The following is a 14,987-nucleotide window of genomic DNA, read 5'->3' on the forward strand; positions in this document are numbered from 1 at the left end:
GGTTGATCATAACGTCTCTCTGAGAGTTTCGTAGGGCGTCTTTCCGTTGTGCGCGGCGACCACCATGGGATCCTGCGGTTTACAACACGTGGAAGAAGAACCCCAACTTCCTTTCGGAGGCCGAGGCTTTGGACAACCCGCTATCGCAGGGATTGTTGGTTGCGGGAGGGCGCAACAGACGATCTCTGCGGAATGGGTCTGGAAATGCAAAACCCCTGCGGCGGTGTCGGCGGATGTTTCGCAAAAATCGTTTGTTGCGAGAGCAGGATCTGAACCGTGAACGTATACGTTCATCCCGGCATTCGACTTGTTCCAGATGCAGAGGTTCAAAAGATCTCCGTAGATCTCGCGGCCAACCGCCGAGACGTCATCCATGTGGCGCCAGTCCATGCAGACGAAGTGCACCGCGCCCGCGCGCGAGACGCGCGCCGCGGCGCCGAGCGTGTCCGACAGGAAGGTCCGGAACGCGGTCTTGCTCATCTCGCCCGAAGCCATGGCGAACTCCCGGTGACGACCCTTCGCATTGGCATGGCCGCTGATCCGCACGTTGTGGGCGGATCGAGGAAGGCGGCCGACCCGTGCCTCCGCGCCGAGCACCCGGGCCAGGAAGGCCGGGTCACGACCATCGCCACAGCCGATGCGGTGATCCCCGAGGATCCGGATGTCGCCGGGTTTCGAGCGCGGCGTCACCCGCACCGCGGGGATCACCTCGTCGTCGGGATCGTCGGCGCCCGAGAGGATCACGTCGATGTCGCCGGTGGAAAAGCCCGTCAGCGTCGCATCGATCTCGACATCGATCGCGGCAAGCTCGGCCAGCTCCATCTGCAGGATCTCGAGATCCCAGCCGGCATTGAGCGCGATCTTGTTGTCGGCCAGCCGGAGCGCCCGGATCTGCGCCTCCGACAGTCCCGCGAGCACGATCACCGGGACCGACACGAGTCCCATCGCCTTGGCCGCGAGACACCGGCCATGCCCGGCAATGATGGTGCCGCCCGGATCGGCGAGGATCGGGTTGGTGAAGCCGAAGGCGGCGATCGAGGCCCTGATCTGCTCGATCTGCCGCTTCGAATGGGTGCGCGCATTGCGCGGATCGGGGTGAAGGTCGTCCGGGCGCCGGTAGGTCACGGCGAGCGGGGTGGATGCGGGGGCGACTGCCAATTGCTCTGTGCTGCTCATGTGGAGAACATAAGGCGAACGTTTGCGGCGGATAAAGTGTTTTTGCGTGTTTCGGCAAAGACTGGACTTGCCGCCGCATCCGAGCATTGCTGGGTCCACGGCCCGGCTTCCGGGCCTGTCCCGGTGAGGGCGGATGCTCCGCCCGGCAAACCGAGGACAGACCCATGACCCGAACCACCACACTATCCTCCGATCAGGTTCCCGCCGCGACGCAGCCTGGCGCGCAACATTCCGATAAAGCTGCACCCGGGGCGCAGGACACGCACACAGGTGCCGACGCGCCCGCGCGGACCGGTCAGGAGACGCCCCTCCGCGTGACCAGGCTCGATCAGCTCGTCACCCTTCTCCGCCGTCCGCAGGGCGCCACGCTCGCGGAGCTCTGCGAGGCCACCCGCTGGCAGGCCCATTCGGTGCGCGGCGCCCTGGCCGGCGCCTTGAAGCGCAAGGGCCATGCCATTGCCGCCGCGACGGCCGACGGCACGCGCCGCTACCGCATCGGGGACCCGGCATGAGCCGCCGCGACGCGCTCGATGCCGAGATCCGCGCGCTTGACGGCGCGGGCCTCGAGGATCTCCGGGCCCTCTGGAGGGCCCGGTTCGGCTCGCCGCCGAAGCTGCGCTCGGTCGAGCTCCTGCGGCTCCTCGTCGCCTGGCGCGTGCAGACCGCGGCCCTCGGCGGGCTCGACCGCGAGACGAAGGCCCGGCTCGCCCGGCGCGGGCCGGTGGAACCCGAAGGCCGTCGCTTCGGCCTCGGCGCCATCCTCAGCCGCACCTGGCAGGGACGGCGCATCGAGGTCGTGGTCGAGCCCGACGGGTTTCGGTGGGAGGGCGAGATCTATCCCAGCCTCTCCGCCGTCGCCAGGGGCGTCACCGGCACGCGGTGGAACGGGCCGCGCTTCTTCGGCCTGCGCGACGCGACATCATGAAGCCGGCCCGCAAACGCTGCGCCCTCTATACCCGCAAGAGCTCCGACGACGGGCTCGACCAGGCCTTCAACTCGCTCGACGCGCAGCGCGAGGCCTGCGCGGCCTATGTCAGGAGCCAGTCCGGCGAGGGATGGTCGGCGCTCTCCGCGCGCTACGACGATGGCGGACAGTCCGGCGGCACCATGGAGCGACCGGCCCTGCAGCACCTCCTCGCCGACATCGCCGCAGGCAGGATCGACATCGTCCTCGTCTACAAGATCGACCGCCTCACCCGCTCGCTTGCCGACTTCGCCCGCATGGTCGAGATCTTCGAGCGCCACGAGGTGAGCTTCGTCTCCGTCACCCAGGCCTTCAACACCACCTCGAGCATGGGCCGGCTGACGCTCAACGTGCTTCTCTCCTTCGCGCAGTTCGAGCGGGAAGTGACCGGCGAACGCATCCGCGACAAGATCGCCGCCTCCAAGAAGAAGGGCATGTGGATGGGCGGCACTCTCCCCCTCGGCTACGATCTTCCCGCCCCCGGCTCGCGCGCGCTTGCCGTCAATGCCGCGGAGGCTGATCTCGTTCGCCGCATCTTCACGCTCTATGTCGAGCTTGGCTCCGTCCATGCCCTGGAGCGGCGCCTCCGCGACGACGGCATCGACTCGAAGCGCCGCGTCGCCCGCAGCGGGCGCATCACCGGCGGCCGGCCCTTCAGCCGCGGCGCGCTTTTCCATCTCCTGCGCAATCGCCTATATCTCGGCGAGATCCCGCATCGCGACACGTCCTATCCCGGGCTGCATGCCGCGATCATCGACCGGGACCTGTTCGACGCCGTGCAGGCAAGGCTCGACGGCAATGCGCGGCGGCGCGGGGCGACGCGTCGGCGGGTCGCGCTTTCTCCGCTCGCGGGACGCATCTTCGATGCCGACGGCGATCCGATGTCGCCGACCTTCGCCTGTGGCCGATCCGGGCGGCTCTACCGCTACTACGTCTCCGCCCCCCTCCAGCACGGCGTCCGGCGCCGGACGAACGATGCGGCCCCCCGGCGCCTCCCGGCGGCAAAACTCGAAGAGGCGCTTGCTGCTGCTCTCAACCGCCTGCTGCCGGGCGCCACCGACGACCCGCTCTCCCTTATCACCCGCATCGAGATCCAGGCCGCGGGCGTCGATCTGCTGCTGGCCGCGCGCCACCTCGCGCGGCTGCAGCCGCACCTCGGGCCCGGCGAGACGGCGGAGCGGGACCCGATCGACCGGAGGTCACTGCGGCTTCGGCTGCCTCTGAACCTCGGCGCGCGCCGCGGCGCCCCAAGAATCATCCGCGGCGCCAGCGATGCCACATCGCCCGACCCGATCCTCATTCGCGCCCTGCGCACGGCCCATGCGATGCTCGGGCGCGAGGCCTCCGGTGCCGTCACGCTCGAGGCCGCCCCCGACACCCCCTACCGGCGGCGCCTCATCCGTCTCGCCTTCCTTGCCCCCGATCTGCAGCGCGCGATCCTCGAAGGGCGGCAATCACACCACCTGACCCTCGCGGCGGTGATGGCCGGCGCGTTCCCCGCCTCCTGGTCCGAGCAGAGAAGGCGCTTCGGTCACGGCCCGGCCGCAGGCGACACGGCGCGACCCATTCCGGTGGCCCGCCCGACAGCGTGCGACCCACCTGTTCCGTCGACAAATTGACCTGTTCATGCAGCTAAACGCACCTGTTACCGCGCTTGTGACACCTGTTCCGGCGAAAAACAGGAAAGTGCCGCCCGCGGCACATAACCCATTGTCCCTGCGAAGATAATCCGGCCGCCTCCGGCGCAACGCCCGGCTCGACACCTGTATTTGCGCCGAAAATGCGGAAAATTCCCTGTTAACGCCGAAACTCACCCTGCCTGCGTCCGCGCGGAGACCGCCGCCACACGCCGCGCCACCCGGCGCCCGAACGGGGGCGGGATCATCGCCAGGAATCCGGAAAGGCCGCGAAAACGCCCCCTGTTACGCGAGCTTGTGGCCAGGGGTCCTGAACAGAGACAAGCTGTGGGGGTCGCTGGCGGTGCTGCCAGACGAATGCGAACCCGTCTCCACAAGGACAGCAGACCTGTCCCTTATGCCACGCAAAGGCCGCGCCACTCAGCGAGAGCGGCGGCGCGGTTCCGCTTGAAGAGGTGTCGACTGGCGAGGCTGCGTTCCGTGTTGAAGAGGTTATAGACTGAGGCGTGGACGGTGGCGAACTTCTGCAGACTTCGCATCTGGCGGAAGCGGAGCATCGCCCGTTCGCGTCGTCGGAATGCCAGGTGGGAGTTCTCCGCCCGGTTGTTCTCCCACCGGCCCGTTTCCTGGCGATCGACCGCACCGAGATCCCTCAGTGCGGCGCCATAGGACTGAAGCTTGTCCGTCACGAAGATATCGGCCCGTCCATGCCTCTTCATTGTTTTCCTGAGAAATTTCAGGGCGGCCTTCTTGTCCCGCGTCTTTGTGACGAAGCTTTCAAGAACCTCGCCTTCGTGATCGACGGCACGCCACAGGTAGTGTTGCTCACCATTGATCTTCACGAACATCTCATCCAGATGCCAACGCCAATGGCTGGACCGCATGCCCTCGATCCGCCGTTTCCGGATCTCGGATGCAAACATCGGACCGAACCGATGCCACCAGAACCGGACCGCCTCATGGCTGACGTCGATGCCGCGCTCGTGTAGCAGATCCTCGACGTTCCGAAGCGAAAGCGGGAAACGAACGTACAGCATCACCGCCAGGCGGATGATCTCCTCGCTCGTCTTGAAGTACTTGAACGGGTCACATTTCTTCATCCACGAACGGTACCCAGCCCCCTCCCCCGCCTCAAGCTGAGTAGTACTGTCAGAGCAAAAGTTGGGGCCCGTTCGTCCCCGCCGCCCTGCTCTGACGCTGGGGCAAAATCCCTTTGTTTGCTGGACCGTGGTCAAGCAGGCGACGAAGATCGGCACTGAAATTCCCGTCTCGAAAGATACAGCTGCGATTTAATCTGACAAGACCGCCCAGTTCCTTTGACACAGCCGGCACCGCCGGTCACACGGCTTCACTCATCAATCCATCAGACCGGGCAGCCAGAGTGCTATCTGTGGCCATGACGCCAGGATAACCAAAAGCACCAGATCGACGGCGATGAACCAGCCGACGCCCTTGAAGATTGTCGTCAAGCTGACGCGGTCGCCGAGCGCTCCCTTGATGACATAGACATTCAACCCGACCGGCGGCGTGAGCAGGCCGATTTCCAGCAGCTTAACCAAGATGATCCCGAAGAAGATCAGGTCGATCCCGGCGGCACGCGCCATGGGCAGGATGATCGGCATGGTCAGGAGCAGGATACCCATCGAATCGAGGAACATGCCGAGGAACAGGAACAGCACGCTGACCGCCAGCAGCACCATCAAGGGTGAGGTGGTGTATTCGACCAGCAGGTTCGCCGACCAACTCGGGACCCCGGACAGGGCCATGAACTTGCCTAGGAGCGAGGTGCCGATGATCACAAGGAAGATCGAAGCGGTCGAGACCAGGGTTGCCTCCATCGCACGCCGCATGACCGCGAAGTCCAGCTGGCGGCGCAGAAGGCCCAGCAGGATCGCGAGGGCCGCGCCGACGGCACCGCCCGCGGTGGGCGTGAAGATGCCAAGGAAGATGCCCAGAAGGACGCCGAGGATGATCACCGGCAAGGGCCAGGTTTCCCACATGGCTACTCGGATCTCGGCCGGGGTGAACTTGTCGTTGACCCTGGGAGCCAACGAAGGCGTGATCAGGCAGCGGATGATGATCATCGCCGAAAAGGCCAGCGCGGTCAGGATCCCCGGCACCACACCGGCCGCGAACAGCTTGGCGACGGAGACTTCGGCCAGAAAGCCGTAAAGCACCATCAGGATCGAGGGCGGGATCAGGGCGCCAAGGGTTCCGGCAGCGGCGATGACGCCGGTGGCAAGTCCGGGATGGTAGCCATAGCGCAGCATTTCGGGCGTGGCGATGCGGGCGAAGGCCGATGCGGTTGCCACCGACGAACCCGAAGCGGCGGCGAGAACGGCATTGGCGCCAACGCTGGATACGGCCAGTCCGCCCGGCATCCATGACAACAGGATGCGCATCGCCCGGAACAGGCCCGTCGATAGCCCCGCCTCCGAGGCGACGAAGCCCATTAGCAGGAACATCGGGATGGCGGTCAGGTTCCAGTCGCCGACGAAGTTGAAGGGAATGGCGGTGATGATCCCCCATGCCGCCTTGAAGCTGACCAGGATACCGATCCCGACGAACGACACCAGGCCAAGGGAGACGCCGATCTGGATGCGGAACGCGAGCAGGATCAGGCCGATGCCAATGCCGGTGAATCCGATTGCGACATTGCTCATGGAAGATCCTCAGATATGGGTTTCATCGGACTGCGGCGCGAATGACGCAATCGGATCACGCAGTGCCCGGACCGCATGGCGCAGTGTGACAAGCGTGATTGCGCCGAATCCGATCGGCAGGACAAACTTTGCCGGCCAGATCACTAAATAGATTGCGGCCATCATCAGTTCGTTCTTCTGCCAGGACGCTACAGCGTCGATCCAGGTCTGGCGGGTCAGGATGGCGAAGAATACGGCGCAGGTCAGATACCCCACCACCAGTACCGTCCGCTGCAACCAAGCGGACATCATCAGAAAGAAAAGGTCGACCTGGATGTTTTCGTGCTTCCATTCCACCAGCGCCAGCGGCAGGAACACCACAAGCACCATGTGATAGACCGAGATCACCTCGAGATTGCCGGGGATCGGTTTGCCGAAGAAGTTGTCGGCAACCACGTCCGCGACAGTTTGCACCATCATCAGGATCAAGCCGATGCCGGCAACCAGCGTAAGGAACCGCGACAGGCGATAGAGCAGGGTGTCAATCATCTCCGAGTCCCCGTTGTGATGGGGTGGTCCCGACTGCGAGACCACCCGGTTTCAGATCAATTCTGGCCGTAGGCTTCCGAGTCGATCTTGGAGTAGAGTTCGTCCATCAGGACCTTCTTCAGGGCGGGGGCATCCTTGCGGTCAATGCCTGCAAGCAATCCGTCCCACTTGGCATAGGTTGCCATGAACCGGTCGACGATGCCTTCAGAATCCTGCGCGCCAAGCTGGGCGCCGGTTTCCACGGCAATATTCTTCATGTTCGCGGCAATGAAATCGTCCAGGCTGGCCTGCAGTTCGGGCGAGGGCTCCGAGATGGTGACGCCATGGTCGGCAGCTTCGGCAACGGCCTCGTCGGCGGAGGCCTGATAGGCGATGCTCATGTCGACGGTGTTGTCCGAGATGGCATCCAGAAGCATCCGGCGATGTTCGGGCTGAAGGCCCGTCCATGCGTCACGGTCGATGGCATATTGCCAGCCCGCGAAGTAGGGGCCGAATTCCAGTCGGGTCGCGTATTTGGCCACATCCCACAGCGAGCGCGACTTGAGATCGTTGAGAGCGTTGATTGCACAGTCGAGCTGGCCTTTTTCAAGTCCGGTGTACATCTCCGAGGACGGCACACTTACCGAGGCAGCACCGACCGAATCCGCCCAGGCGGTGTGGATCAGTGACGGCATCCGCAACTTGGCGCCCTTGATCTGCTCCAGGGTCGTGATCTCTTTCGAGCACATCATCTCGTATTGCGGCGAGGCATAGGCGCCGAGAAACACAATCCCGTGGCGGTCCAGCATCCCCTTGATCGCCGGGTCGTGCATGTAGAAATCGGCGACCGCCATGACCGCCACCATCGGATCGGCCAACCCGATCGACAGCACTGCAGCGACGTTGTCTTCGGGCAGGTCGGAGGGCGTGTAGGTGCCAGCATGGTAAGTCATCTGCACGATTCCGTCGACCAGGCCGGAAAGGTGGGCCACCGCCGGCAGAAGCGCCGTTCCGGTGTAGACCTGAAGGGTGAAATCCCCGCCCGAACGTTTAGCAAGATCGTCGGCAAGCGCCAGATAGCCGTCGCGCGTCAATGGATGCGTGTCGGGAAACCAGATGCTTGCCGTCAGTTCTTCGGCAGCTAGCGGCACGGCCGCAACGGATGCGAAAAGCGCTGCACCGGCAAGTCGCGAAAACATCTTCATGGTCTTTCTCCTCCAGGTCAGTGGGCGCGGGTCTACTGTCGCACCATTGCGTTGCGTGGCCGGGTCACCCCCGGTGGGTTCTTGGTTTCAGGCGCTGTCGGCAGAGACGGGGGTGTAGATGCTCCAAAATTTCTTGACCGGCGCCGTGCTGTGCCAACCGACTTCGGCACCTTCGGCTATGACAAAGACGTCGCCCAGACCAAACTCGGCCCGCTGACCGTCGGTCGTGAAAATCGAGACAGCACCCTTTTCGAGCAACATCAACTCGTAGTAGCCGTAGCGGACGGGGATGCGGCGGTAGGGCGTTGCCGTCCACAAACCACAACTCCATGCGCCGTCCGATGCGGCACAGAGGTCGGCCTTGCTGCAAACTGGCGTCGGGCCGTCCAGAAGCACGGCGGCAGGGGCGGCGGAGGGCGACAGGCCGGCTACTGGATCGACCATCATCAGGGCAGGCTCGGCACGGCCCCCGGCATCACGGTAGCTGTGAAGCAACCAGCGGCTTTGCCCCTGGGTCTGCCAGTCCAGCGCAGTACCGGGTGACAGCACGGCGACGCTGCCGGGCATGAGGCTCAGGTCAGTTCCCGCTGCAGAAAGGTCCAGCGCGCCCTCAAGCAGCAGGATCACTAGGAAGCGATCCTGCTGTGGCAATCGGCCCGATCCACCGGTGCTTTCGGCACGGAAGAATTCTAGCGCGCAATGATGGCTGACCGAAAGTCGTGCACCCAGGAACGGGTCGGCCGCCGGAGCGGTGGCCGTGGCTCGACGCAAATCGAAAACGCCGGCAGGCAGCATGGCCACTTTTTCAATTTTCATGACGCGAAGCCCATCCTGTCCTTAAGCCAGTACCACCGGATCCCCAGATTCATCACCGGCTCGCGGATGGTGTGCCATGCGATTGGACGAATCGGGGTGATCGGGAAAACCGGGGCCTGGCCGGTGGCGATCCAGTCGGCGATCATCCTGCCAAAAGCGGTGCCCATGGCGATGCCGCGCCCGTTGTAGGCCAGCGCGACATGCAGGCCCGGCTCGGGCTGATGCAGGTGCGGCAACCCGTCCAGTGACAAGGCAAGCTGACCCGACCACTGCTGATCAAAGCCGATGTCGGCCAGATCCGGAAACAGCCGCAGCATTCCAGCCTTGAGCGCGGCCACGAGTCCGTCGCTTTCCATGTTCCCGACCGATCCACGACCGCCGAATACCAGTCGGCCATCGGCTGACTGGCGCATGTAGAACGCCAGTTTCCGGGTTTCCGACAGCACGACACCACCAGGCATCAGCCGGGCCCGAAGATCATCCGGCATCGGCTTGGTGGCGACCAGCATGCTCTGGACCGGCAGGATCGACCGGGCAAGGCCCGAGATCAGGTCGTCGGAGTGGGCATTTGTTGCCACCACCACGCGGCGCGCCTGAAGCGTGCCGCCGGGGACGGTGATCCGCCAACCCTGTCCCTTGCGGGCAAGGGCGGTGACCGGAGAGTTCTCGTGCAGCGTGGCTCCGGCAAGCCGGGCTGCCCGCGCCAGGCCACGGGCATAGTCAAGCGGTTGCACCGATCCCGCGCGCGGGTCGCGCCAGCCGCCGAAATAGGCCGAGGTACCGCTACGGGCGGCAAGCTCTTCGCGATCAAGCATTTCGACCGCCACGCCACGGGCCTGCCATTGCCGGGCGCGGGCCATCACCGGACCAAGTGCCATTTGGGAATGTGCTGCCTGAATCCAGCCAGCACGCAGCGGGGCGCAGTCAATGGCGTGGCGAGCCACGGTGTCGAAGACCAGACCGGCGGCACCACCGGCCATCTCGACCAGTTTGGCCCCCCTGTCAGGACCGAACTTCTCGATCAGGGTGTCGGGATCGTATTTCAGGCCCGGTATCACCTGGCCGCCGTTCCGGCCGCTCGCGCCAAAGCCCACATGGCGGGCTTCAAGCAGCATCGGGCGCAGTCCGGCCTCGGCCAGAAAGAGTGCGGTCGCCAAGCCGGTGTAACCACCGCCGATGATGGCGATATCGGTCTCGGCACTGCCCTGCAACGGTGGTGCATTCACCGGCGGCTCGGCGCTGGATTGCCACCAGAGCGCGCCGTCAAAGCTGTCGGCGCTGGCCCGCATCAGCGGTCTCCGGCCTGGGCCGCAAACTGCGGATAGAACCGGCGCGCAGTCTCGGTGGTCAGAAGTCCGTTGGCGATGTCGGCATCGATCTCGGCCATGGCGCGATCCTCGGGTTTGCCATAGCCGCCGCCGCCGCCAAGACGGAACACGACCAGATCGCCCTTCATGAGGTCACACATACCCTTGGACTTCAGTTTGATCACCTCGTTGCCGCGGTGGATCTCGCAAGAGCCCGTCGTTCCGGACGTGCCGCCGAACAAAGGGTCGGGGGTCGAACGGAACCGGTCGGAGTATAGCGCCACCTGGGCGTCGTCCTTCAGGATGCGGAACGCCTTCACAAAGCCGGTGCCACCGCGATGGGCGCCGTGGCCATAGCTGTCCGGAGTCAACGCATATTCTTCGACCCGGAAAAAGCTGTAGTCCTGATCGATGGCTTCGACGGGTGTATTGGCGCAGTTGGCCAAGGGCATGTCGATGGCATCGCAGCCATTGGCCGTAGCCGAGGCGCCATAGCCGCCACCATAGATCTCGAGATAGACCGAAAAGCCGGTATCACCCAACCAGGACAGGCAGCCAGACGTCGTGGTGTCGAAGCCACAGGCGATGACCTTCTCCGGAACCGCCTGGGACAGTGCCTTCATCGTGGCATTGAAAGCGCGATAGCAGATGTTCATTCGGGCGCGCACGGGGGCCGGGTAGTGCGGGTTAAGGATCGAACCCTTGGGCACCTTGACCTCGACTGCACGGCTGACACCGGCGTTGAAGGGAATGTCCGGGCTGGTCAGCACACTTTTCACGCAGGACAGCGTGGCCGAGATGGTAGCCGCAAGGGGCGCGTTCAGTAGGGTGCGTACCTGCGGATCGGTGCCTTCGTAGTCGACGTCGATCCGGTCGCCCTTGATCGTGACCTTGGAGCAGACGCGGACCGGCTGGTCGCCGATGCCGTCATCATCGGTGAAATCCTCGCCGTAGTAGATGCCATCCGGGGCGGCGGCGATCCCGGCGCGGAAACGGCGCTCGGAATAGTCCTGGAACTCTCGCATGACTTCCATGACCTTGTCGGTGCCGTACTTGGTGCATAGCTCTGTGATGCGGCGTGCACCGACCTTGTTTGCCGCGATCTGTGCGTCGCAGTCGCCCATGGTCTGCAATGGCGCACGCACATTGGCTCTAAGGATCCTTTCAAGGATGCCGCCGTTCCAGTCCCGGCTGTACGAGAACTTGGTCGGCGGAATGATTATGCCTTCGGAATGCACGTCGCGAGCATTGGGGCTGAGGCCGGGCGACCCGCCGCCGATGTCCAGATGGTGGGCAACCGACGCGGCAAAACCGACACGAACCCCGTCATGAAAGATTGGGCTGAAGAAGAAGATGTCCTGAAGGTGCTGACCACCGGAATAGGGGTCGTTGATAATAAAGAAATCATCCTCGGTCAGCGCGTCAAGATCATAGAGCCGCGCGCAGGATTGGAAGACCGAACCGATGGTGCCAAGCTGCATGGGGATCAGCTCGGCCTGGGCGATAGTGTTGCCGTCGCGGTCCAAGAGCGCAGCCGATCCGTCGCGCGCCTCGCGCAGGATGGTGGAGAAAGCCGAACGGATCAGCTTCTCGCCCATCTCTCGGGCAGCGGCGGCGATGGCCTGGCTGATGACGGCATAGTCTGTGGGGTTGAGTCCCATGGTGTCAGCCCTTTTTCCGGACAATCAGGTTGTCATTCGCTTGCCGAGTCGCGGCCCAGCCCGCAGGAACCCAAGTTGAGGTGGAATAGCCCTCGATCAGTGCAGGACCGACGGTTTCACTGCCGACCTCAAGGGATGAGGCCGTATAGACATCGACATCAAAGACTCCGGTTTCGCCCTCCATCCGCGCCTTCATATGCGCCGGGCGGTTGGTCAGCTCGCGTTCGGCCAGCTCGGGAAGGCTGCTGATCGGTCGGGTGACCTCCAGCCGGAAACCGACGATCTCGATTGCCTGCTCGGCCGAAGCGCCGTGCATGTAGACCCGGTGATGCGCGGCGATGAAATCGTCGATCAGCTTTTGACGGGTCAGGCTGTCAAGGGTTGCGGTATTGATGTCCAGCGCGATCTCGAACGCCTGTCCGACAAACCGCATGTCGGCGGTGAACTTGTATGCCCTGTCGCCGGTCAGGCCGAACCGTTCAAAGTCGGCCTCGCCTTCGGCCATCATCTGCGCATGGACATCGCGGACCGCCGTCGGCGCGTCGTCGTCCACCGCAGTCCGGCGGGTCATCGTATAGATTTTCGAGAAATCCGAGGCGATCAGGCCATAGGCCGAAAGAACCCCGGCGTTCGGGGGCACCAGAACCTGCGCCAGCCCCAGTTCCTCGGCCACATCGACAGCCATCAGTGGACCGGCACCACCGAAGGGGACCAGTGAATAGTCGCGCGGGTCGTGGCCCTTTTCTGTCGAGATCAGCTGGATGGCCCGGACGATGTTGGCGGCCGCAAGACGCAGGGCCGCACTGGCCGCTTGCGGCACGGTCATGCCAAGTTGCTCGGCAATCGGCTTGAAGGCGGTGATCGACTTGTCGCGCAGGATTTCCATCGTGCCGCCAAGAAAGGCCTCGGGACGGATCGTGCCGCGGATCACATGGGCATCGGTGATGGTGGGCAGCGTGCCGCCACGGTTGTAGCAGGCCGGTCCCGGCATCGCGCCGGAGCTGCGCGGGCCGACCCGCAGCATACCGCCATCGTCGATCCAAATCAAACTGCCGCCACCCGCACCAATGGTCGCGATGTCGAGAACCGGTGTGCGGACGGGAAGGCCGTCAAGGATGGTGTCCGGCGAGATGCCGGGGCGGCCCTCGGTCACCAGGCACACATCGGTCGAGGTGCCGCCCATATCGAAAGTGATCAGGTTGCCGACATCGGATCGCTGGGCCTGCCGCGTGGCGCCGACCACACCGGCGGCAGGGCCGCTGAATAGTGCCGAGATCGCGTTGCGCCGCATTCCCTCCACCGGAAGGCGACCGCCGTTGGACTGCATGACCGAGAACCGGGCAGCAAAGCCGCGATCCTCGAGCTTGTGGGCCAGCCGGTCGAGATAGGCGTCGATCACCGGCTGCACGTATGCGGCGAGCGTCGTGGTGGAAGCGCGCTCGAACTCGCGGAACTCGCGGCTCACATCGGAGGAACAGGTCACGAAGACGCCCGGAAGCGCCTTGCTAAGCGCCGCCTGAAGCGCCCGTTCATGGTCAGGATTCGCATAGGATGACAAAAGGCAGATCGCCACCGCGGCATAGCCGCCGTCCTTCAGCCCCGGAAGCAGGCCCTTGGCGGCAGGATCGATGGCCAGCGGCTCGATCACGGAACCAGCCGCATCGATACGCTCGGTCACTTCAAAACAGTCGCGGCGCTCGACCACGGGAACCGGACGCTGATAGCGCAGGTCGTAGATGTTCAACCGGTCATGGCGCTGCAATAGCAGGATATCGCGGAAGCCTTTGGTGACGACGAATGCGACCTTGGCGCCCTTGCGCTCCAGCAGCGCGTTGGTGGCGACCGTAGAGCCGTGGACAAAGTCCGTTATCCCGCCCAGCGACAGGCTGGCATCGGCAAGCGCTTCCATTACGCCGATATCCGGGCTTTGCGGTGTGCTTGGCACCTTGGTCAGTACGATCCGGCCATCTTCGACGGCCACAAGGTCCGTGAACGTCCCCCCTACCTCAACCCCGACTCGCATGCGGCCCTCATCTAAATGAAACTTTCCTATGCATATCTTCATTTTTGGCCGTCCATCAACAAAAAAAATAACTTTTTGAAGTTTTTCTATATAGATTTTCATTTTGTAATCTGTATCATGGACATAACACACAGTCTGCCTGCTCGCAGGCCCGCATCTGTCCTATGAATGCCCGCAAGGGTGGCGAGCCGTGCTGCTGCCGCGTGTTTCGTCCTGTCATTTACCGGAGCAAGCTGAATGCAGGCAAATTCGATGATCGGTGCGCGCGTTAGGCAGATCAGGAAGGATCTTAACCTTTCGCTGGACGATCTTTCCAAACGATCCAGTGTCTCGATCGGCACGCTGAGCCAGATCGAGCGCGGGCTGGGCCGACCGTCACTGCGCACCATCGAGCGAATCGGTAATGCGCTGGGAGTGCCGATCTACTGGCTGTTCGAAGTCCAGGCGAACAAGGACGATGCAGGTGCCGATGACATCGTCGTGCGCTCTGGCAAAGGTGCTCCGCTCACGGTGCTAGTCGAGGGCATGAAGAAGACCTTGATCACACCAACTACCTTCGCGCAGATGCAACTTATGCTCGTCGATATGGAACCAGGATCGAAGTCCAGCGCCGGCTTCTATCAGCATGAAGGAATCGATGTGGGCTATGTCCTCTGCGGATCGCTGCATTTGGAGGTGGATGATCGCCTGTATGTTCTGGCGACCGGCGATTGTTTTGCCTTCGACAGCCAGTTGCCGCACCGGTTTCAGAATCGCGGCGGCACCAAGGCGGAAGTTCTGTGGATCAACACCAAGAAAGAATTGCAGGGCCTGAAGCCACCTAGCTGACAGATCTTCGGGAGGGTGGTGTCAGACAAATGCGAACCAGTCTTCGCTAATCGGGTTGCATCTGTGAAGCCCTTCAGGCGATTTGACCGCGCTGGCATCTGTGCCCCGGCTGGGTTCACTCTTCGCTCCGTGGTCGGTGCACCTTTCTGAACAGGGACCGCCACAAGTTGGGACCAGAACAGGGTCGGCGCATCAATCTC

At 63.6% G+C, this 14,987-nt stretch carries 13 protein-coding genes; 4 read left to right on the forward strand and 9 right to left on the reverse strand.

The window, feature by feature from the left end; translation table 11 throughout:
• Positions 1-6 precede the first annotated feature (6 nt).
• The gene (locus V5734_RS12390) at positions 7-1,176 is read right to left on the reverse strand and encodes a ParB/Srx family N-terminal domain-containing protein (RefSeq protein ID WP_347309955.1); all 1,170 of its coding nucleotides are present in this window, start codon (positions 1,174-1,176) and stop codon (positions 7-9) included.
• A gap of 164 nt (positions 1,177-1,340) precedes the next feature.
• Here V5734_RS12390 and V5734_RS12395 point away from each other — a divergent pair, with 164 nt between their 5' ends.
• The 3 genes from V5734_RS12395 to V5734_RS12405 are packed head-to-tail and all read left to right on the forward strand — an operon-like array spanning position 1,341 to position 3,759.
• Positions 1,341-1,688, forward strand: a complete 348-nt coding sequence (locus tag V5734_RS12395) for a DUF3489 domain-containing protein (RefSeq protein ID WP_347309956.1) — start codon at positions 1,341-1,343, stop codon at positions 1,686-1,688.
• The gene (locus tag V5734_RS12400) at positions 1,685-2,101 is read left to right on the forward strand and encodes a DUF2924 domain-containing protein (RefSeq protein WP_347309957.1); all 417 of its coding nucleotides are present in this window, start codon (positions 1,685-1,687) and stop codon (positions 2,099-2,101) included. Before V5734_RS12395 ends, V5734_RS12400 begins: the two co-directional genes overlap by 4 nt.
• Positions 2,098-3,759, forward strand: a complete 1,662-nt coding sequence (locus tag V5734_RS12405) for a recombinase family protein (protein ID WP_347309958.1) — start codon at positions 2,098-2,100, stop codon at positions 3,757-3,759. Before V5734_RS12400 ends, V5734_RS12405 begins: the two co-directional genes overlap by 4 nt.
• Before the next feature lie 413 nt (positions 3,760-4,172).
• On the opposite strand, the gene V5734_RS12410 is transcribed toward V5734_RS12405, so the two are convergent.
• From V5734_RS12410 to V5734_RS12445, 8 genes are all read right to left on the reverse strand, one after another.
• Positions 4,173-4,877, reverse strand: coding sequence for an IS6 family transposase (locus V5734_RS12410; RefSeq protein ID WP_347309959.1), 705 nt, complete (start codon positions 4,875-4,877; stop codon positions 4,173-4,175).
• A gap of 255 nt (positions 4,878-5,132) precedes the next feature.
• Positions 5,133-6,440: a TRAP transporter large permease gene (locus V5734_RS12415; RefSeq protein WP_347309960.1), complete on the reverse strand. Its 1,308-nt coding sequence runs from the start codon at positions 6,438-6,440 to the stop codon at positions 5,133-5,135.
• 9 nt (positions 6,441-6,449) lie between these two features.
• On the reverse strand, positions 6,450-6,968 hold the full coding sequence (locus tag V5734_RS12420; protein ID WP_347309961.1) for a TRAP transporter small permease: 519 nt from the start codon (positions 6,966-6,968) through the stop codon (positions 6,450-6,452).
• A gap of 56 nt (positions 6,969-7,024) precedes the next feature.
• On the reverse strand, positions 7,025-8,152 hold the full coding sequence (locus tag V5734_RS12425) for a C4-dicarboxylate TRAP transporter substrate-binding protein (RefSeq protein ID WP_347309962.1): 1,128 nt from the start codon (positions 8,150-8,152) through the stop codon (positions 7,025-7,027).
• 87 nt (positions 8,153-8,239) lie between these two features.
• Positions 8,240-8,968, reverse strand: coding sequence for a cupin domain-containing protein (locus V5734_RS12430; protein WP_347309963.1), 729 nt, complete (start codon positions 8,966-8,968; stop codon positions 8,240-8,242).
• Positions 8,965-10,257 (reverse strand): NAD(P)/FAD-dependent oxidoreductase, encoded by a 1,293-nt coding sequence (locus V5734_RS12435; RefSeq protein WP_347309964.1) that lies wholly within the window; start codon positions 10,255-10,257, stop codon positions 8,965-8,967. The genes V5734_RS12430 and V5734_RS12435 overlap by 4 nt, the downstream gene beginning before the upstream one ends.
• Complete coding sequence (locus V5734_RS12440; RefSeq protein WP_347309965.1) at positions 10,257-11,873, reverse strand: hydantoinase B/oxoprolinase family protein; 1,617 nt, start codon at positions 11,871-11,873, stop codon at positions 10,257-10,259. Before V5734_RS12440 ends, V5734_RS12435 begins: the two co-directional genes overlap by 1 nt.
• Positions 11,874-11,940: 67 nt before the next feature.
• The gene (locus V5734_RS12445) at positions 11,941-13,959 is read right to left on the reverse strand and encodes a hydantoinase/oxoprolinase family protein (RefSeq protein WP_347309966.1); all 2,019 of its coding nucleotides are present in this window, start codon (positions 13,957-13,959) and stop codon (positions 11,941-11,943) included.
• A 237-nt stretch (positions 13,960-14,196) separates the two neighbouring features.
• Between V5734_RS12445 and V5734_RS12450 the strand changes: the two genes are divergently transcribed.
• Entirely contained in the window at positions 14,197-14,787 is a 591-nt protein-coding gene (locus V5734_RS12450; protein ID WP_347309967.1) for a helix-turn-helix domain-containing protein, read from the forward strand.
• The last annotated feature ends 200 nt before the right edge of the window (positions 14,788-14,987 follow it).

Source organism: Defluviimonas sp. SAOS-178_SWC, assembly GCF_039830135.1.
In the GTDB taxonomy this organism is placed as follows: Bacteria; Pseudomonadota; Alphaproteobacteria; order Rhodobacterales; family Rhodobacteraceae; genus Albidovulum.